Origin of the sequence: Buttiauxella sp. WJP83, from assembly GCF_027594725.1 — a bacterium.
GTDB classification, from domain to species: domain Bacteria; phylum Pseudomonadota; class Gammaproteobacteria; order Enterobacterales; family Enterobacteriaceae; genus Buttiauxella; species Buttiauxella selenatireducens.
Genome location: NZ_CP110080.1, coordinates 2,297,276 through 2,317,400, shown reverse-complemented (window position 1 = coordinate 2,317,400; position 20,125 = coordinate 2,297,276). Strand labels below are relative to the sequence as shown.

At 52.1% G+C, this 20,125-nt stretch carries 13 protein-coding genes; 7 read left to right on the top strand and 6 right to left on the bottom strand.

From position 1 onward, the window contains the following. Positions 1–13 precede the first annotated feature (13 nt). Positions 14–1,003 carry an aldo/keto reductase gene (locus tag OH773_RS10780; protein WP_270145589.1) on the top strand — a complete coding sequence of 330 codons (990 nt, stop codon included), beginning with the start codon at positions 14–16 and terminating at the stop codon, positions 1,001–1,003. A gap of 34 nt (positions 1,004–1,037) precedes the next feature. Here the strand turns inward: OH773_RS10780 and OH773_RS10775 are convergent, their stop codons facing one another. The 6 genes from OH773_RS10775 to OH773_RS10750 form a co-directional block, all read right to left on the bottom strand. Next, positions 1,038–1,931, bottom strand: coding sequence for a LysR family transcriptional regulator (locus OH773_RS10775; protein ID WP_270145587.1), 894 nt, complete (start codon positions 1,929–1,931; stop codon positions 1,038–1,040). 131 nt (positions 1,932–2,062) lie between these two features. Further along, entirely contained in the window at positions 2,063–3,097 is a 1,035-nt protein-coding gene (locus OH773_RS10770; protein WP_270145585.1) for an Ldh family oxidoreductase, read from the bottom strand. Further along, positions 3,097–4,662 carry an APC family permease gene (locus tag OH773_RS10765; protein WP_270145583.1) on the bottom strand — a complete coding sequence of 522 codons (1,566 nt, stop codon included), beginning with the start codon at positions 4,660–4,662 and terminating at the stop codon, positions 3,097–3,099. Before OH773_RS10765 ends, OH773_RS10770 begins: the two co-directional genes overlap by 1 nt. A 20-nt stretch (positions 4,663–4,682) precedes the next feature. Continuing rightward, positions 4,683–6,299 (bottom strand): aldehyde dehydrogenase (NADP(+)), encoded by a 1,617-nt coding sequence (locus OH773_RS10760; protein WP_270145581.1) that lies wholly within the window; start codon positions 6,297–6,299, stop codon positions 4,683–4,685. A gap of 59 nt (positions 6,300–6,358) precedes the next feature. Beyond that, entirely contained in the window at positions 6,359–7,279 is a 921-nt protein-coding gene (locus tag OH773_RS10755; RefSeq protein ID WP_270145579.1) for a dihydrodipicolinate synthase family protein, read from the bottom strand. Between the two features lie 196 nt (positions 7,280–7,475). After that, complete coding sequence (locus OH773_RS10750; protein ID WP_270145577.1) at positions 7,476–8,321, bottom strand: AraC family transcriptional regulator; 846 nt, start codon at positions 8,319–8,321, stop codon at positions 7,476–7,478. 233 nt (positions 8,322–8,554) lie between these two features. Here OH773_RS10750 and OH773_RS10745 point away from each other — a divergent pair, with 233 nt between their 5' ends. The 6 genes from OH773_RS10745 (at position 8,555) to OH773_RS10720 (ending at position 20,125) form a co-directional block, all read left to right on the top strand. After that, on the top strand, positions 8,555–9,505 hold the full coding sequence (locus OH773_RS10745) for a 4-hydroxyproline epimerase (RefSeq protein ID WP_270145575.1): 951 nt from the start codon (positions 8,555–8,557) through the stop codon (positions 9,503–9,505). Next, positions 9,505–10,620 carry an NAD(P)/FAD-dependent oxidoreductase gene (locus OH773_RS10740; RefSeq protein WP_270145573.1) on the top strand — a complete coding sequence of 372 codons (1,116 nt, stop codon included), beginning with the start codon at positions 9,505–9,507 and terminating at the stop codon, positions 10,618–10,620. The genes OH773_RS10745 and OH773_RS10740 overlap by 1 nt, the downstream gene beginning before the upstream one ends. Next, a complete protein-coding gene (locus tag OH773_RS10735) occupies positions 10,617–10,865 on the top strand; it encodes a (2Fe-2S)-binding protein (protein ID WP_270145570.1) in 249 nt (82 codons plus the stop codon). Before OH773_RS10740 ends, OH773_RS10735 begins: the two co-directional genes overlap by 4 nt. Beyond that, positions 10,862–12,130 (top strand): NAD(P)/FAD-dependent oxidoreductase, encoded by a 1,269-nt coding sequence (locus OH773_RS10730; protein ID WP_270145568.1) that lies wholly within the window; start codon positions 10,862–10,864, stop codon positions 12,128–12,130. Before OH773_RS10735 ends, OH773_RS10730 begins: the two co-directional genes overlap by 4 nt. 878 nt (positions 12,131–13,008) lie before the next feature. Continuing rightward, on the top strand, positions 13,009–18,375 hold the full coding sequence (locus OH773_RS10725; protein WP_270145566.1) for a peroxidase family protein: 5,367 nt from the start codon (positions 13,009–13,011) through the stop codon (positions 18,373–18,375). Between the two features lie 10 nt (positions 18,376–18,385). After that, entirely contained in the window at positions 18,386–20,125 is a 1,740-nt protein-coding gene (locus OH773_RS10720) for a type I secretion system permease/ATPase (protein ID WP_270145564.1), read from the top strand.

Below are 20,125 nucleotides of genomic sequence, written 5' to 3'. Positions count from 1 at the left end.
AGGACCTTATTAAATGCAAAAACGTTATCTGGGTAAGTCCGGACTTGAAGTGTCGGCTCTTGGACTCGGTTGTATGGGACTCAGTCACGGCTACGGTCCTGCGACAGATACCCGTCAGGCTGTCGAACTCATTCGTGCAGCGGTTGAACGTGGCGTCACTTTCTTCGACACTGCCGAAGTGTATGGCCCGTATGTTAATGAAGAAGTTGTCGGCGAAGCCTTAAAACCGTTTCGCGATCGCGTGGTCATTGCCACCAAATTTGGTTTTACCTTCGGTGATGACAACAAACAGCAAATTTTAAACAGCCGGCCGGAGCACATTCGTGAAGCCGTAGAGGGATCGTTACGTCGTCTCAAAACTGACGTTATTGACCTGCTCTATCAGCACCGCGTTGACCCTGACGTCCCTATTGAGGATGTGGCTGGGACGGTTAAAGATTTGATTGCAGAAGGTAAGGTCAAACATTTTGGTCTTTCCGAAGCGGGTGCGCAGACCATTCGTCGTGCGCATGCCGTACAACCAGTGACTGCTCTACAAAGCGAATACTCAATGTGGTGGCGCGAACCTGAACAGGAGATCCTGCCGCTACTCGAAGAACTGGGCATTGGTTTTGTCCCATTCAGCCCCTTGGGTAAAGGCTTCCTGACGGGATCGATCAAGGCGGGAACCACGTTTGGTGAGGATGATTTCCGCAGTAAAGTGCCGCGTTTTGCCGCACAAGCGATTGAAGCCAATGAAAAACTGATCGTATTGCTGGCTGAACTGGCAGCCGAAAAAGCGGTGACATCTGCACAAATTGCACTGGCATGGTTGCTGGCACAAAAACCGTGGATTACTCCCATCCCTGGCACCACCAAACTGCACCGGCTGGAAGAAAATTTGGGAGCGACTGAAATCATTCTTTCTCAGGATGATTTACGTAAGATCACGCAGGCGCTTGATACGGTAAAAATCGTTGGCGACCGTTACTCAAAGGAGCATCAGGCTCGTGTAGGCCGTTAAGACTCAAACTGGTCTGCAGTTCAAAGCAGGCCAGTTATTCCGAGTACCGCAAGGCATCTATCATCAACGCAAAAGCAGGCGGATGCTGTTTGCGGCTGGGGTAGTAAAGGTAGTATCCGGGGAAAGACGGACACCAGTCTTGCAGAACCTGAGTAAGCTCTCCAGATTCTACATAATCCTGAACTCTATCTTCAGGTACGCAGGCAATGCCAAACCCGGATAAAACAGCATCTATCCTTTGCTCCAGGAGATTTAACGTCAGTTGCCCCTCAACTTTGACACGCAATGGCTTCCCTTCCCTCTCGAATTCCCAATGATACAGACCACCGGCAGTTGGTAAGCGCATGTTGATGCACCGATGATTTTGTAACTCGTGCGGTGTTTCAGGAACTGGGTTAGCGGAGAAATAGGCGGGTGAACCGACCACGGCCATCCGCATATCTGGGCCGATCCTCACGGCGATCATGTCCTTATCAACACTTTCACCAAGGCGAATCCCGGCATCGAAACGCCCTTCGACAATATCGACAAAACCATTATCAACCACCAGTTCGACATTGATTTCCGGGTATTCCCTGAGGAAAGGTTTTAGCTTCGGCCACACCAGACTACGCGCGGCATGTTCCCCTGCAGATAAACGTATATTGCCTGAAGTTGTCCCATTCAGTTGAACAAGCGACTCCAGTTCCTGCTCAAGATCGGCAATTCGAGGCTCGAGACAGGCAATAATTCTTTCGCCAGCTTCCGTTGGCGCAACGCTTCGGGTTGTGCGGGTCAAAAGACGGAGGTTTAAGCGTTCTTCGAGTGCCTTAATTGCATGGCTAAGTGCTGATTGCGAAACACCAAGCTTACCGGCTGCTTTGGTAAAACTACGCTCTCGTGCAACTACAAGAAAAATTTGTAGTTCATTGAAGTTTTCTTTGAGCATTAGCTATTTCCTTATTGAAGCATTCTCCCTCAAAGAGAACTCATGAAGGATGCGTGCGCTACGTGAATTCTGAGCATTTGGCAGACCATCATCACGTAGCATCACGATTATCAGTGCGTGATTTTACCGTGTTACTGACCCAACGCCACGATCTCTTCATATAACGCCAGGGGTAATTCCACACCAAACTGCTCACTGTGCAGGCGTGCCTTAAAGCGGCGTTCACCAGGGATGCGCGCTCCTTGCGAGGCCATATCATTGAATAGCACTTCCGCTTTGGCTAAATACTCCTCTTTATCCGCGCCCAGAAAACGCTCAGGGTCCATCGCAATAATCAGCTCTCCGCCATAAGGCGAAGAACCTGTCTGTTGGTCGTATGCCAACGATTCTTTGCTGGTCATATCTCCAATCAATGGCCCGGCGATCAGTTCCACCATCGCTGCCAGCGCCGATCCTTTATGTCCACCAAACGTCAACATCGCTCCTTGCAGTACGCTTGCGGCATCGGTAGACGGATTTCCATGGCTATCGATCCCCCAACCTTCTGGCAGCGGCTTATTCGCGCGGCGATGCAATTCAATCTCACCCCGCGCGGCTGCACTGGTCGCCATATCAAACACAAACGGAGGTTGCCCCTGACGCGGCCATCCAAACGCTATTGGATTGGTGCCAAATAAGGGTTGGTTCCCGCCTGCGGGTGTGACCCAGGCATGACTTGGTGTACAGGCCAGCGCGACCAGCCCCTCTTCGGTAAGCGGTTCGATATCCGCCCACAGTGCGGAATAGTGAACGCAATGATTGATAGCCAGCGCGGCAATACCACAATGACGAACTTTGGCGACAAATTCAGGCAGCGCCGCTTGATAAGCCAACAATGAGAACGCGCCATGAGCATCGACTCGTAAAACTGCGGGAGCGGTGTCCGTCATCGTCGATTCAGCATCAGCGGCGACTTTGCCAGCTTGCAGCGAACGAACGCAACCCAATACACGATATAAACCATGAGAATGGCAGCCATCGCGTTGCCCGGCGGTGACATTTTTTGCCACCGCATCGGCTTGTCTGGCGCTGAAACCATTACGATACAAGGCTTGATACGCCAGTTGATAAGCTTCTTGCAGCGTAAGATTGACGGTGTTTTTCACAACCATTTCTTCCTTTAACATCACTCTTCCTCATCCCCGACAAAATTGGCCTTAGGCAAACAGGTGTAAGCTCCCCAGTAATAAATCAGCAGCGCGATGCCAGCCACCAACAGGGTATCCCACGGGTGACCAATCGCATTGATTCCACCAAAGCTGCCCAAATACGAAGCCACGATGATCAATGCGTAGAAAGCAATCAGCCACAGTGACGACCAGACTTGCTGCTTCAGGCTGATAGTATGAGTCGGCACTTTGTTTTTAAACAGGATATAGACAAAGAACATCACAATTTGCAGGCCAAGCAACCATGAGACGGTGTTCCAACCAGACCAGTAAACGATCAATGCCGAGATGATGAATGACACCGGCCCTAATACACAAAAACCCCTGACAAAGAACGGACGCGGCATATCCGGTGCGTTGCGGCGCAATCCTGCGGCGGTCACCGGCGCAATGGCGTAGCTCAGAACCAGCGCGGCAGAGACTACCCCAATCAGTTTTTCCCAGGACGGGAACGGCAATGTCCAGAAGATAGAAAGTCCGAATGTTAACCACAGCGCCGGACGCGGAATGCCCGACTCGCCATCGACACGGGTGAAAATTTTGAAGAACGTCCCTGCCCGCGCCCATCCGTACACTACGCGCGGTGTGGCATTCATATAGATATTGCCCGTACCGCTTGGCGAAATAATGGCATCGCTCACCACCAGGAAGGCCAACCATCCCATCCCCAGCGTTACGGCAATATCACGGTACGGCAGCGAAAAGTGTTGGCTGATATTCTGCCAGCCACCGCTCAGCAATTCGGAAGGAATACTACCGAGGAACGCCAGTTGCAGTAACACATAGATAATGGTGGAAAGCACCACTGACAAAATCAGGGCTATCGGAATGGTGCGCTGCGGGTTTTGTACTTCGCTGGCGACCGAAATAATCGGCGTTAACCCCAGATAGGCGAAGATAATCCCACCGGCAGAAATAGCCGCTTCCACTCCGGCTGAACCAAAGGGAGCAAATCCCTGGCTGTGCAAGTTTTCAGGTTTGAAGAACGTGAACAGCACCACGATAACCAGAACAGGAACGATGAACTTCAGAATACTGATCAGGTTATTGGATTTAGCGAAGGTTTTCACACTGTAGTAATTCAGCGCAAAGAAAACACACAGCAAAATAAATTGCACCACCCAACCAATTAAGGTGGGATCACCGGAGCCCGGCTTACTGAGTACCGGGAACCAGGCCGCTGCATATTGCCGTGCAGCCACGATTTCTATCGAGATCAGGCTGGAAAACGCAATCAGTGTGATAAACCCCAACAGGTATCCCATCAATTCCCCGTGGGAAAACACCGGATAACGAATGATGCCCCCGGCGCGAGGAAGTGCGGCTCCCAGTTCGCAATAAACTATGCCGAGCAACAGCACCGCGACCCCGCCGATCAACCACGAATAGATCCCGGCAGGCCCCGCGATAGACGCCACATGGCTTGCGGCGAATAACCATCCGGAACCAAAAATTGCGCCAAGGCCGATAAACGTCAAATCGGTAAGTGTCAGCTGCTTTTTAAATTTGCCCTGTGTTGTCATATGTTTAGCTTTCCAGTTTTTTAATGAGTGGCAGGCGAATGCAGGGCTGCGCGAGTGTATTCACCGTTAACTAAGCGCAGCAGGTTCAGCGGGTTGCTGTCCTGCAGTGCTGGAGGTAACAGTGCGGCTGGGTAGTTTTGCAGGCAGACGGGACGCAAAAACCGCTCGATGGCCAGGGTTCCGACCGAAGTACCACGCGAATCACTGGTTGCCGGATAAGGCCCGCCGTGAACCATCGCTTCGCAAACTTCCACACCTGTTGGGTAGCCGTTAAACAGCACTCGCCCCGCTTTACGGGTAAGTAACTGCGCCAATGCACTCGCTTCGCCAAGGTCTTCCTCATCGGCTAACAGCGTGGCGGTCAACTGCCCTTGCAAGTTTTCCAACGCAGCAAGCAACTGCTGCTGGTCTGCGACTTCCACGACAATCGCCACCGGGCCAAAGACTTCTTGCTGCAAAAGGGGATCGGCATTGAGCAATAATTGGCAATCGGCCTGATAGAGCTGGGCGACCGCCAGGTGTGCGTGCTCTGCCCGGCTTCCGGCCAGATGATGCAGCTGTGGATGTTGATCCCATGCTTGCAAGCCGCTGAGGTAATGATCCCTTGTTCCGGCATTCAGCATGGTCTGTGGCGGGCTGGCATTAACACGCTTTTGCAAATCGGCGATCAACTGGGTGAAGGCCGCGCTACGCTTACCGATAATGAGACCCGGCTTGGTGCAGAACTGGCCGCAGCCGAGTGTGAAAGAAGAAACCAATTCCTGGGCAATTTTTTCGCCACGCTGAGCCAGCGCCTGCGGCATTACCACCACCGGGTTGATGCTCGACATTTCGGCAAACACGGGGATCGGTTGTGGGCGTTGCATAGCGATATCAAATAATGCCCGGCCCCCTTGCAATGAACCGGTAAATCCCACCGCCTGAATAGCCGGATGACGCACCAGGTCGGCACCGATGCTGCCGCCGAATACCATATTGAAGACACCCGCAGGCATCTGCTGTTTTTGCACGGCACGCTCAATGGCCAGCGCGGTCAGCTCTGCAGCGATCATATGGCCGCTATGAGCCTTAAACACTACTGGACAACCCGCGGCTAACGCGGCAGCGGTATCCCCACCGGCGGTGGAGAACGCCAGCGGAAAGTTACTTGCACCAAACACCGCAACAGGGCCGATAGCAGTGCGATACTGCCGTAAATCAGGTCTTGGCAGCGGCGTACGATCGGGTAATGCGCTATCAATCTTTGCTCCATGCACCCGGCCGCTACGTAATAGTTCGGCGAATAAACGCATCTGCCCGCTTGTTCTTCCACGCTCACCGGTCAGACGTGGGAGAGGCAGTGCGGTCTCTTGTGAAGCAAAAGCAAAAAAATCGTCCCCTAACGCATCCAGTTCATCAGCGATTGCGGCTAGAAAATCTGCACGCTGCTCGGCACTGGTTTGCGAATAGACGTTGAAGGCACTGGCCGCCGCCAGTGCGGCAGCGTCAACTTCTGCAAGGCTTGCCTGATAGAAACAATAACCCGTTGGCTGTTGATTATCGGCCCGTAGGCTGATGAGTTCGGCGTCGCCGCTAGCCATCCTCTGCCCGCCGATAAACTGTTTGCCACTCAGGGCGTAAGTGCTGTGTGTCGACATTGGTTTCCCCTGTTCGATTGCCGATAAAGCCCGGTAAAATCCCGGGCCGTTAGGGTTGATTAGAGGCCAACGTCTGGCAGAGTCGGACGGTTTGCCAGGGCGGTATCGATGATCGCCGTCACTTCTTTCAGCGTTTCACCCTGCAATGCCAAACGTGGCGGACGGGTCACCGCACTGCCACGGCCAACACGCTCTTCACACAGCTTGATGCACTGCACCAGATCCGGGCGCGCATCCAGATGCAGCAACGGCATAAACCAGCTGTACAGAGCCAGCGCTTCTTCAAAACGTTTTTGCTTCGCCAGGCGGAACAAGGTTTCCCCTTCGCGTGGGAAAGCATTGGACATGCCCGAGATCCACCCTTCTGCACCCACCGCGAGGCTCTCCAGGACCACATCGTCCAGGCCTGCGAACAGCACGAAGCGATCGCCAACCGCATTGCGTAAATCGATAAAGCGACGGGTATCGCCAGAAGAGTCTTTGAAACAGACGATGTTGTCACAATCGACCAGCGAGGTCAGGATGTCTGGCGTCACATCATTTTTATAAATAGGCGGGTTGTTATAGACCATGATAGGCAAATCGGTGGCACTGGCCACGCTGCGGAAATGCGCTGCCGTTTCATGCGGTTTCGAAGAATAAACCAGAGCGGGCATCACCATCACGCCATCAACACCGGCTTTTTCCGCTTCACGCGCCATGTTCTGCGCAAAGGCGGTAGTAAATTCGGCAATCCCTGCGATCACAGGCACTTTGCCTTGCGCGGCGTCTTTCGCCACTTCGATCACCGCCAGTTTTTCCTGCGTGGTCATTGAGGTGTTCTCACCTACCGTGCCACATACCACCAGGCCAGAGACTCCGTCTTTGACCAGGTTTTTAATCACCGCATGGGTCGCATCCAGGTCCAGAGAAAAATCGTTGCGGAACTGAGTACTGACCGCAGGGAACACACCACTCCAGTTAATCGCTTTATGGCTCATCGTTTTTTTCCTGTTATTCGAATTGTTAATTGATGGTTAACATTTGGTGAATTTTCGATAACAGATTGACCTGTATTCTCAGTAGCGGCTTGACGGTTTTCACCGAATGCGAGGACGAAATTGGCATAATGATAGAGGGCGGCGCGCAGCAAAACCTCTGACGCAGCCGCATCATAAAACTAATAACTTCAAGTGATTAGGGAACTAACGTGGCACGAAAATCGCGAGGGGTAGCGCCGGTCATGGCTTTAAACTGGCGGCTGAAAGCGCTGTGGTCTGTATAGCCACACTGTATGGCGATATCGGTAATAGGCAAGTCACTTGCCAGCAGTTCAGTGGCCTTCTCAAGGCGAACTTTGTGGATCATCTGACGCGGTGTCAGGTGGAAGATACGTTTGCAGTAGCGCTCAATTTGCGCAACGGAAAGCCCGGTCAGCGTGCGTAATTCGTCCATCGCAATCGGCCTGTCGTAATGCTGACGGATATAAATATCCAACGCTGCCAACCGTTGATAAGCAGGATGGTTCGCTTTCGCTTCCTGCAGGTCATGTGAGATCCCGGCCATACCGATAATCTTGCCCTGCCGGTCATACAGCGCCAGCTTTTGCGTCAGACACCAGCCCGTTTCGCGGCCGCTATAAAGGTGCATTTCAAGCTGATCCTGAATCTGCACTCCCTGCTGTAACACCCGAAGATCTTGCTCGGTGTAGCCTGAACCCAACTGCGTCGGGAACACGTCTGCCGAGGTTTTACCTAACAGCGGCGTCACCGTTTTAAAACCACAACGTTTGGCTAATGTGAGATTCGCCAGCAGATAGCGCGCCTGCCGGTCTTTGATAAAGAACACCACATTGGGAATGGCGTTAAGTAGCGGTGCAATCAATGCCAGTGAATTCAACATACTCCGTAACGAACTGGGGCGCTGTTGCGCCAGGCCATCACAGAGCAGTTTGAGTTGATCGACAGCAAAGGACTCTTCCGCTTCCTGCTCAGCGATGCAGGAAGTCAGCGTAGGAGCATTAAAGCTTTGGGTTAATCGCATAGAAATACCTTTTCCCGCGAATGGCCAGAGTGGGTTGTTTTTAACTCAATTGGATCAATATTAACTTTTTGTTAACTTATCAAGCGCGTTGTATTGAATATGCGGATTGCCGCAAATTTTTGCATTGTGCTAATTTCGGCATTTCCTTTGCCGAAACAGGTCAAGCCGTGATAGCGCGTTTTCGGTCAGTCTACCGTCATTGGTAACATTTAATTAACCATTGAGAGACTCCGATGACACCTGCATCCCCCTTCATCGCATTACGCGCGATCGATTCCCACACCGGCGGTGAACCTACCCGGCTGATTATCGATGGTTTCCCGGACCTGGGTAACGGCAGCATGGCTGAGCGTAAAGCGCTCTTCGCCCAACAGTATGATGACTGGCGCAGCGCCATCATTCTGGAACCCCGTGGCAACGATGTTTTAGTCGGGGCTTTGCTCTGCAAACCTTGCTCACCCGAGGCCGCAGCCGGGGTGATCTTTTTCAATAACTCGGGTTATCTGGGTATGTGCGGCCACGGCACCATTGGGTTAATCACTTCTCTGGCGTACCTGGGTCACATCAGTGTTGGCGTACACCAAATTGAAACCCCGGTCGGCACGGTAAGCGCCACGCTGCATGACGATGGCAGCGTCACTATCGAAAATGTCCCCGCCTGGCGCTACCGTCAGCAGGTCGCTGTTCAGGTCGATGGCTATGGCGTAGTAACCGGCGATATTGCATGGGGAGGAAACTGGTTCTTTCTCATCAGCGACCATCATCTGGCTATTAACACAAACAATCTGGAAGCCCTTACCGCCTTTAGTTGGGCGGTACGACAGGCGTTAGAAAACGCGGGGATCTACGGTGAAGACGGCGGGATCATCGATCATATCGAGCTCTTCTGTGCCGATGAACAAGCTGACAGTCGCAATTTCGTCTTGTGCCCAGGTAAAGCTTACGACCGCTCGCCATGTGGCACCGGAACCAGCGCCAAACTCGCGTGCCTTGCCGCTGACGGTAAATTACAGCCTGGTGAAGTATGGCGACAGGCCAGTGTGATCGGCAGTGAATTCAGCGGATATTACCAGCCCAATACGGGTAACCGCGTGACACCTTTTATTCGCGGCCAGGCTTTTGTCTGCGCTGATAGCCAACTTTTGCTGGATGAGCGTGATGCTTTTGCATGGGGGATCCGTTAATGGCTACCGCCGATGCGATTGTCATTGGCGCGGGTATTATCGGTGCTGCCTGCGCCTGGCAGTTAGCACAGCAAGGGTTAAGGGTGTTACTCGTTGACGACCAACGCCCTGGCGCCACCGCAGCGGGTATGGGTCATCTGGTTTGTATGGATGACAATCCCGCAGAATTGGCGCTGAGCACCTACTCCCTGAATTTGTGGCTCGGCGTGGTAGATCGTATGCCCGACAACTGTGCCTGGCAAGGCTGCGGCACGCTGTGGATCGCGGAAAAGCCGGAAGAAATGGCCATTGCGGAAGTTAAAAAGCAACGGATGGCGGCATTCGGTGTGAACAGTGAAATTCTGAGTTCACAACAGGTTGCACAGCTTGAACCCATGCTGCGTGGTGGATTAGCGGGCGGTTTGCACGTACCGGGTGACGGTATTATTTATGCCCCGAATGCCGCTCGCTGGTTAATTGAAGACGCGGGTGAAGCCGTACAGCGGGTCTATGGTGAAGTGGTCGCGTTAGAACAGCAGGCTGTGGTTTTAGCCAGCGGACAGCGACTTAGCGCGCCGGTGATCACGCTCGCCTGTGGATTACAAGCCGATAAACTCTTGCCAACTCCGCTACTCAGAGCGAAAAAAGGCCAACTGGCCATCACCGATCGCTACCCGCATACGGTGAAGCACCAATTGGTGGAGTTGGGTTACGGAGCCAGCGCGCATGCCGCAAATGGCACCTCGGTGGCCTTTAACGTTCAGGCTCGTCCGACCGGGCAATTGCTGATCGGCTCCTCACGCCAGTTTGACACGCTCGACCCGGCCATTGACATGCCATTGCTTGCCACCATGCTCAAACGCGCCACCGATTTCCTGCCTGGGCTCGCAAAAATGAGCATCATCCGCTGCTGGGCGGGATTTCGGGCCGCATCAGCCGATGGGCTACCCTTGCTCGGTCCCCATCCTGCTTACCCCTGGCTTTGGTTGGCACTCGGGCATGAAGGATTGGGCGTCACCACGGCGTTGGGAAGTGCAGCACTTATCGTGGCACAAATTCAACAACAGCGCACAGCTATCGATGACACCCCTTATCTCGCTGCGCGTATGTTCGCCACAGAAGAGTCCCTCTTATGAAATTGATCTCCTTAACCATCGCCGGGCTTCCCTATCAGGTACAGGAAGGTATCACCGTAGCCGCAGCCATCAGCTCAAGCGGACAGGATTATTGCCGGATGTCCGTCAGCCAGCAACCGCGAGCGGCTTTTTGTGGCATGGGCGTGTGTCAGGAATGTCGGGTCATCATCGATGGCATACAACGGCTGGCTTGCCAAACCTTATGCCAGGGCGGGATGAAAATCGAAAGGAGTGGGAATAAATGAATAACGTGCGCTGCGAAGTATTGATTATCGGTGCAGGCCCAGCCGGGATGGCCGCCGCGTTGGCCGCAAGCGAAACCCAGAAACACATAGTGATGCTGGATGACAATCCTCGTCCTGGCGGACAAATCTGGCGTGATGGGCCAGCGGCCGTATTACCCACGCTCGCGCAGTTTTATCGACAAGCTATTACGGCGTTGGATAACGTCACCTTGCTCAGTGGCACAAAAATTGTGGCACAAAGCGGGCCACAGCAGCTCCTGTACGAGAATGACAGAGGTTGCGGGACTATCGACTATCAACGTTTAATCTTATGCTGCGGCGCGCGCGAACTGTTACTGCCCTTCCCTGGCTGGACGCTGCCCGGCGTGACGGGGGCCGGAGGCTTGCAAGCGCAAATCAAAAATGGCTTATCGCTTCAAGGTGAGCGAGTTGTCATTGCAGGCAGTGGTCCGTTATTACTGGCGGTTGCCGATAGCGTCACTCAGGCAGGTGGTGAAGTCATTTTATTGGCCGAGCAGGCTTCTGTCACAAACCTGGCCCGTTTTGCCAGTGGACTCTGGCATTGGCCCGAAAAAGTGCGGCAATCATTACGTCTGATGAACAGACATTATCGAGCCAATAGTTATGTACTGGAAGCGCAAGGCCAGCAGCGGCTCACGGCTGTCCGTGTCCAACAGGGTGGAAAGGTTCGAACAATAGCCTGCACTCGATTAGCCTGTGGATTCGGGTTGGTGGCAAATATTGAGTTAGCCATGTTAATGGGTTGCCGAATAGAAAATGCGGCCATTGCCGTCGATGATATGCAACAAACCAGTATTACCAATCTGTACGCGGCGGGTGAATGTACGGGTGTGGGTGGCAGTGAACTGGCTTTGGCGGAAGGTGCAATTGCCGGATATGCCGCCAGCGGTAATATCGCTTCCGCTCGGGCATTGCTGGAAAAACGCAGTAAATGGCAGCGTTTTGCCGCTACGGTTAGCCAAACGTTTGTACTTAACCCTAAGTTGAAAAGTCTGGGAGCCGCCGACACCTTTTTGTGCCGCTGTGAGGATGTGACGCTGGGACAGATAAGTCGCCAAACGGGTTGGACCGCCGCTAAACTGAATAGCCGCTGTGGGATGGGGGCTTGTCAGGGGAAAATTTGTGCCACCGCCGCGCGCTATCTGCTTGACTGGCCCCTGCCGCAACCAAGAGTGCCGTTGACTCCGGTGAGGCTTGAAACGTTGGCCGAACTAACACCCCGCCCGCAAGAGGATTTAAATTAATTGAGTATATAAGCTTCAATTATCCCAAAGAAATCCCTGACTGAATCGATTATTCATGTGTACAAATGGTATACCGCGAAATGCCCCATCAGGGGCATGAGTGAAACAATAAAAACTCTCTATTTCCATAATACGATGAATAACCTTTAATAGTTATTTCCTCATCAGTATTTAAAGATACCCCGCAATAAAAACAGTCTTTATGTCAAATCCGAATGTAAAGAAATGAAAAGCCGCCTCGCTGGCCATTGATAATGAGACTTTTTCTTATTTGTAACTTTTATGATAAACGCCCTTCCAATACCTCTTGCCACGCAAATAAAAAACATTATTTATCAATTGGATGGCTATGGAATCACTTGCCGCGAAGCGGGTGTATATTAATACTTTAACTGCTTAATATTGAAGGTTCTAATAGTCAAAATGCTCTGATCGGTGAAACACATATGACAAAATATGTTCATTTTTACATTTTAATAAAAAAGTATGAGAGAAGTAATACCAGGAGAAACCATAGTTATGATCATAACAAAAATGTAATGTGAGAAGAAAACCTCAATAAACCATCCAGATTGTTAACGTCACTTTCTAAAACTTATTTGCCTCGAATGCATCCGCATTTTAAAAATGTGGAGGCCGCGTGCACATGCGTAACTCTAACGGCAAATACGATAAATAACTTAACCTGCTAATTAATATTCATGGAGAATTACTCAACACAGGACGGCGATAATTTAATTTAAATAATAAGGACTTTAGACACACAACAGCAATTGAAAAACCTGTTCTTAGAAAACGGTTCATTCTCCTGCCCTTTTTATCAAAGCGGCAGAAAAGAGTGAAGATAGATCTTGAGAGTTAAATAGGGGTAATTATTTATGGCCTCACAATATGACTTTACGGTCACGCTCCACGACCTTGCATTTATCCTTAAGCAGATCAAAATATCCGAAGGAGCAACCAACGCAGATGGCAGTATCAACGGCGAAGCCCTGCGTGATGCCGTTTCAAGTCCGTTATTGCCCTATGGTTTACGTACGGTAGATGGTTCGTGGAATAACCTCCTTCCCGGCCAGGAGTTATATGGTTCTGCCGACCAGACCATGCCAAGACTCACCGCATTAAACTTGCAAGATGCGGATAACATGACCAGTTACACCCAAATTGGGGGAATGGTCGAAGATGCAGACCCGCGTATTATCAGTAACTTAATTTCAGACCAGACGAACAAAAACCCCGCTGCCGTGGAAGCCCATGAAGGCCTGGCTGACGCGCCCGGAGGAGGAACAACATCGGCAAATGGCAGTTTGTCCATTCCTAACCTCTCTCCCGATATTGGTCTGTCTCCTGCTTTTAATGGTTGGATGACATTCTTCGGTCAGTTTTTTGACCACGGGCTGGATTTAATTCCCAAAGGGGGCAACGGCATTGTTTTCATTCAGTTGCAACCCGACGATCCTTTATTTGAGGAACCTTCAGATATAAATCCTCACCCTAATAACTTCATGATATTAACCCGGGCAGAAGTTGATGCTAATCACGAAACTAAAAATATTACCACCCCATTCATTGATCAAAACCAAACCTACACCTCTCACCCTTCCCATCAAATCTTCATCCGTGAATATGTAATAATTGATGGAAAACCCGAACCTACAGGTAATTTATTAGGCGGGGCGAACGGTGGCCTGGCAACCTGGGCGGATGTGAAGCATCAGGCTGAAACCTTGCTCGGAATTAAACTGACCGATCAGGATGTATTTAATGTTCCACTGCTGGCGACTGACCGTTACGGTAATTTGATCTTAAGTGAAAACGGTAAAGTACAGATTGTTACCGCAAAGACAGAAACAGCCCCTGGCGGACTGATTGAAGCCAACGGTGATGTTTTGCCGCCAAACACCGTCCGCACCGGCCACGCCTTCCTCGATGACATTGCCCATACTGCCAATCCGAAAGGTCTGGTGGCGGATGGCGACGATGCGATTGGTGGCGTTCAGGCTCCTGGAACCTACGATGATGAATTGCTCGACCGGCATTTCATTACGGGTGATGGCCGCGGTAACGAAAATATCGGCCTGACCGCCGTGCATGCAGTGTTTCACAGCGAGCATAACCGCCTGGTAGAGGAGTATAAAACTACCCTGCTGGCAACAGGTGATATTGACCTGATTAACCAATGGTTAATGCCGAATCACCCGATAACGGAAATTCCAGACAATCTCGATACGTTAGTGTGGAACGGTGAATACTTATTCCAGGCAGGTCGTTTCACCACGGAGATGCAATACCAGCACCTCGTTTTCGAAGAGTTCGCTCGTACCGTGCAACCGGCGGTCGATCCGTTTGTCTTCTCCAACAGTGCAGACATCAATCCGGCAATCTTCGCCGAGTTTGCGCACGTGGTTTACCGCTTTGGCCACTCAATGTTGACTGAAACGGTCGCCCGTACCGATATTGATATGGAAAATGGCGATATTGGCCTGATTGCCGCCTTCCTCAATCCGGTCGCCTTTAACCAAATCAACGGGGTGACGGTTTCCGATGACCAGGCAATCGGTGCGATTGTTCGCGGCATGACCCGGCAGGTCGGTAACGAAATTGATGAATTCATTACCGATGCCCTGCGCAATAACCTGATCGGCCTTCCGCTTGATTTAGGGGCACTTAACATTGCCCGTGGCCGTGATACAGGAATGCCAACGCTCAATCAGGCTCGCGAGCAGTTCTTTGAGTTAACCGGTAACAGCGAGTTACGGCCTTACACCAGTTGGGCGGATTTCACGACTTACCTGAAAAATCCGGCTTCCATCATCAACTTTATGGCTGCCTACGGCCAGCATGAGCTGATTTTGAATGCCACCACCCTTGAAGGGAAGCGCGCGGCGGTCAACTTCCTGCTGTTTGGCGACATTAAAAATGGCATCGCCCCCCCTATTGATGCGATGGATTTCTTCAACAGCACTGGGGCCTGGGCGACCAAAGAATCCGGTCTGAATATGATCGATTTCTGGATCGGTGGCCTGGCTGAACGCAAAAACGAGTTTGGTGGGATGCTCGGTTCAACCTTCAACTTTGTCTTTGAAACGCAGATGGAAATGCTGCAAGACGGCGACCGATTCTACTATCTGAGCCGTGTTCAGGGGTTGAACTTACTCAATGAGCTGGAAGCGAACTCATTCTCCGCACTGGTAATGCGCAACAGTGACCTGGGCGATAGCGGTTCCTCTCACCTGCCCGCTAACCTGTTCCAGACCCCGGACCATATTTTTGAAGTCAACCGTGTGTTGCAAACCGAACTCGATCCGAAATGGGGAAATCCATTGAAAGATCTGCTGAGCCCGCTGTTGGTCCGGCGCGAGGCCACAACGGATGTTGACGGCGACGGTGCAAAAGACGGCGGTTACCTTAAATATACCGGTGACGGCCATGTGGTGCTCGGTGGTACTGCCGGTAACGATACGCTAATCGGCGGTAAAGGTATCGACAGCCTGTGGGGCGATGCTGGCGATGACCGCCTTGATGGTGGTGATGAAGCCGACGTGGTTCACGGCGGTGACGGCGATGACATTATTACTGACACCGGAACGCCCGTTGGGGATGCCGACTTCCTGCATGGCGACGCAGGTCACGATGTCATCTTCTCCGGTAACGGTAACGATCTGGTCTTCGGTGGCAGCGGCAGTGATTTTATTGTGGTGGGCGAAGATGCGCAGGAGGTCTTTGCGGGTCTCGATAATGACTTTGTGCTGGGGGGCTCCGGTGGTGATGCCCTGCTGGGTAATGAAGGTGACGACTGGTTAGAAGGCGGTGACGGGTTTGACTCGCTGACCGGTGAGAACTCGGAGTTGTTCTTCAACAGTACGATTGTCGGTCACGACGTACTGAACGGCCAGGGTAACGATACTGACTACGATGGCGAAGCGGGTGACGACATCATGGTTCAGGGCGCGGGTATTCAACGCAACAACGGCATGGCCGGTTTCGACTGGGCAATCCACAAAGGCGACCCGAACGGTGCAAACTCTGACCTTGGTATTCCGATTTTCGTCAACCAACAGGAATTTATCCTGCGGGATCGTTTCGACCTGGTCGAAGGGCTATCGGGCTGGAAGCATAACGATATCTTGATTGGCACCGAACAACCAATCGGAACCGCACCGGTTCAGGGCGTACCACTCTCCAATAATCTGACCCAGGAAGGCGCTGACCGAATTAGTGGGCTACAGGCGATTCTCGGCGTTGCACACTCATCCGATCCGAATGCCGTACTGTTTAACCCTGATGATGGCAGCGATATTTTACTCGGTGGCGGCGGAAGCGACCGCATAACCGGTAAAGCAGGTAATGACATCATCGATGGCGACTCATGGCTGAACGTGCGCATTGCGGTCAGTGGTTTGCCGGGTATCACCAGTGTAGACAGCATGAATGAGCTGAAATCTTACATGCTGGCGGGCACCTTAAAACCCAACCAACTCACCATTGTGCGTGAGATCCTGCGTGAGAATAATAGCGGAGACATCGACGTTGCGGTTTATCGTGATATCAGCAGCAACTACGTCTTCACCCGTATGGCAGACGGCAGTCTGCGTGTCGACCATGCCACACCTAACGCCGCATTGAACCTTAATGATGGTATTGACCGCCTGCTGAACATCGAAAAACTGGAGTTTGGCGACGGTAAGCAGCTATGGGTGACGGCACAACAGGCCACAGGGGATCTCGCCATCAGCAATGCGACACCTCAGGTGGGCGACCTTCTGCGGGTCAACCTGGCTAATTTAAGTGATGGCAACGGTATTGCCGCTAACACCGCAATAACACTGACATGGCAGGCCTTTATCGGCGGCGAATGGCGGGATCAGGCAACCGGGGCTGAGTTCCGGGTGCCGGGAACAGCCCAGGGGGCGGCATTGCGCGTGGTCGCCAGTTTCAATGACCAGATGGGGGATGCGGAAAGACTGGTTTCAAGCCAAACACAGGCTGTCGTGCCACGAAATCAGGCGACCCTGGGGCAGCCGGTCATCAATGACCTGACCCCTACTGAAAGTCTGACGCTGACGGCTGTTGTTTCCGGTATTACCGATGCTGACGGCCTGAGCGGCGGCAATTTCAGCTACCAATGGCGAATGAGCAACGCGAACGGGAACGGGTTTACCAACATTCTCGGCGCGACTGCGGCCACATATACCCCAGGCCAGGCCGCAGTCGGGAGGACGTTGCAGGTGGTCGTCACCGTCGTTGATGATGAGGGTAACCCCCCTGTTGTCCTGACTTCTACCACAACCCAGCCTGTCGGCGATCTGATGGTGGGTAATAACGGTACTGACAACCTCAACGGGACCGCATGGAGTGACATTCTGCGCGGCGAAGGTGGCAACGATACCCTACAAGGACGGGCGGGTGACGATTTGCTTATCGGTGGTGCAGGCAATGACAACCTGTTCGGTGAAGCCGGTAACGATATCCTGCAAGGGGATGCCGGAAACGACACACTCGATGGCGGCCTTGGTGCTGACAGCATGACGGGTGGTGCCGGTAACGACACTTACATCGTTGATAATGCCGGTGATGTTGTCATAGAAGGCGCGAATGGCGGGACGGATGTCGTCCGAACCAACCTCAACAGTTACGATTTGACCGATAACGTTGAAGAACTGGTGTACACCGGAACAGGCAATTTCATCGGTACAGGGAATGCCATCGCCAACATTATTACCGGCGGTAATGGTAATGATTCGCTGTTTGGCATGGGCGGCAACGACCAGTTAAACGGTGGGATAGGCAATGACTTCCTGGATGGTGGTGACGGCGTCGACAACCTTCAGGGTGGAAACGGCAACGACGTCATGATTGGTGGTGCAGGTGCCGATGTCATGGCTGGAGGAGCTGGCAACGATATACTCAATGGTCAAACGGGTAATGACAACATGGATGGCGGCGCCGGGGAAGACATCTTCGCCTTCAGCGCAAGCTTTGGGCAAGACCGCATCACCGCTTTCGACAGTGCACCCGCAGGCGGACAGGATTACCTCGATCTGAGTTTGTTAGGTATTACCGCGGCTACTTTTGCGGCAAACGTCGGGATCTCCGGTAGCGGTGGCAATACTGTCGTCACCATCGGTGCTGACACGATTACCTTAGTCGGCGTCAATTCAACCACCGTCACCATCGGTGATTTTATTCTGGAAATTCCATCAACCTTTGCCGCTAACAATGGCAATAGTTCATTGATCGCGTAAGGAGAAAACTATGTCGCGCCAGCATACGCCAACAGAACTGAAGAATGCATTAAAGGGAACGAAATCCACATTTATTATGCTGCTGTTTTTTAGTTGTGTGATTAATATGCTTATGCTGGCGCCGGCAATCTATATGTTGCAGGTTTACGACCGCGTTCTGGTGAGTAAAAACACCACAACATTATTGATGCTAACGTTATTGATTGTCGGTTTATATATCGTGATTGCGATGATTGAATCCGCGCGAGCCAAGACCATGGTCAGGCTCGGCAACCGCCTGGATGTGAAGTTAAGCCAGCTCGTCTTTAATGCAGCGTTTAAGCGGAAAGTGGCTACGGGGGAAAATAACCCCGCTCAGTCACTGGCTGAATTAGACCAGATGCGCCAGTTTCTTTCCGGCAACAGTTTATTTGCCCTCATGGATATCCCCTGGACACCGCTTTATTTATTTATTGCATTTATTATCCACCCGCTATTGGGGTACCTCTCTTTAGGCGGCATTACTGTATTATTTTTCCTGACTCTGGTTTCTGAAATATCAACCAAGCGCCCTATTCAGCAAGCTCATGCGCTGACGGTTAATAATGCCACCAAACTTAATAAGCAATTGCAAAACTCCGACACCATTGAAGCAATGGGCATGCTCTCTACGCTTAAACACCACTGGCAGGAGCAGCACAACAAAACGATGGTTTTACAGACGCAAATCGCCGACAAAAGCGCGGGACTGAGCAGCCTGAGCCGCTTTGTGCGCGTGCTACTGCAATCTATCGCTCTGGGAGCTGGTGCCTTACTGGTGATCGGGGGACAAATTACCCCAGGGCTGATGATTGCCTCGTCCATCATTTTGGGAAGAGTGTTAAACCCGGTGGAGCAAATTATTGGTAGCTGGAAGCAGTTTGTGCAGTTTCGTAGCGCATGGCACCAGTTATCCACTTTGCTGAAGGAGTACCCGGCACCAAAAGAGATCCTGACGCTGCCACGACCAAAAGGAAATATCAGCGTAGAAAGCGTGTTTGCTGCCGCCCCCGGCCAGAAAGCGCCACTGTTGCGTAATATCTCATTCCACCTCGAACAAGGCGAAGTGCTGGGCATTATTGGCCCTTCCGCATCAGGGAAAACCTCTCTTGCAAAGCTGCTGGTCGGCGTATGGACACCGTTATCTGGCAAGGTTCGCCTGGATGGCGCAGATATTTGTCAGTGGGATAAAGCATTACTCGGCCCGTCCATTGGTTATCTGCCGCAAGAGGTTGAATTGTTTGACGGCAGCATCGCGCAGAACATCGCCCGTTTTGAGAAAAATGACAGCGAACTTATCGTGGCCGCCGCACTTCTGGCGGGTGTACACGAGATGATTTTACGCATGCCTCAGGGCTACGACACACTGCTCGGCGCAGGCGGACACCAGTTGTCTGGCGGACAACGGCAGCGTATTGGTCTGGCGCGTGCCGTCTATAACAACCCTGCTTTCATCGTACTGGATGAGCCCAATGCCAATCTGGACGATGCCGGTGAACTCGCGCTGGTTAAGGCGATTAATGCCCTGCGAACACAAGGGCAAACCACGGTCATCATCTCGCATCGCCCGACGTTGCTCGGTGTGGTCAATAAAGTCTTACTGCTCAACGAAGGAGCCGTTCAGGAGTTTGGAACCCGAGACCAGGTCTTCACCAGCCTTCGCCAGGCCAACATTTTAAAACCCGTGTCAACCGCACCTTCATCAAGTAATGAACAGCAACGAGAGGCCTGA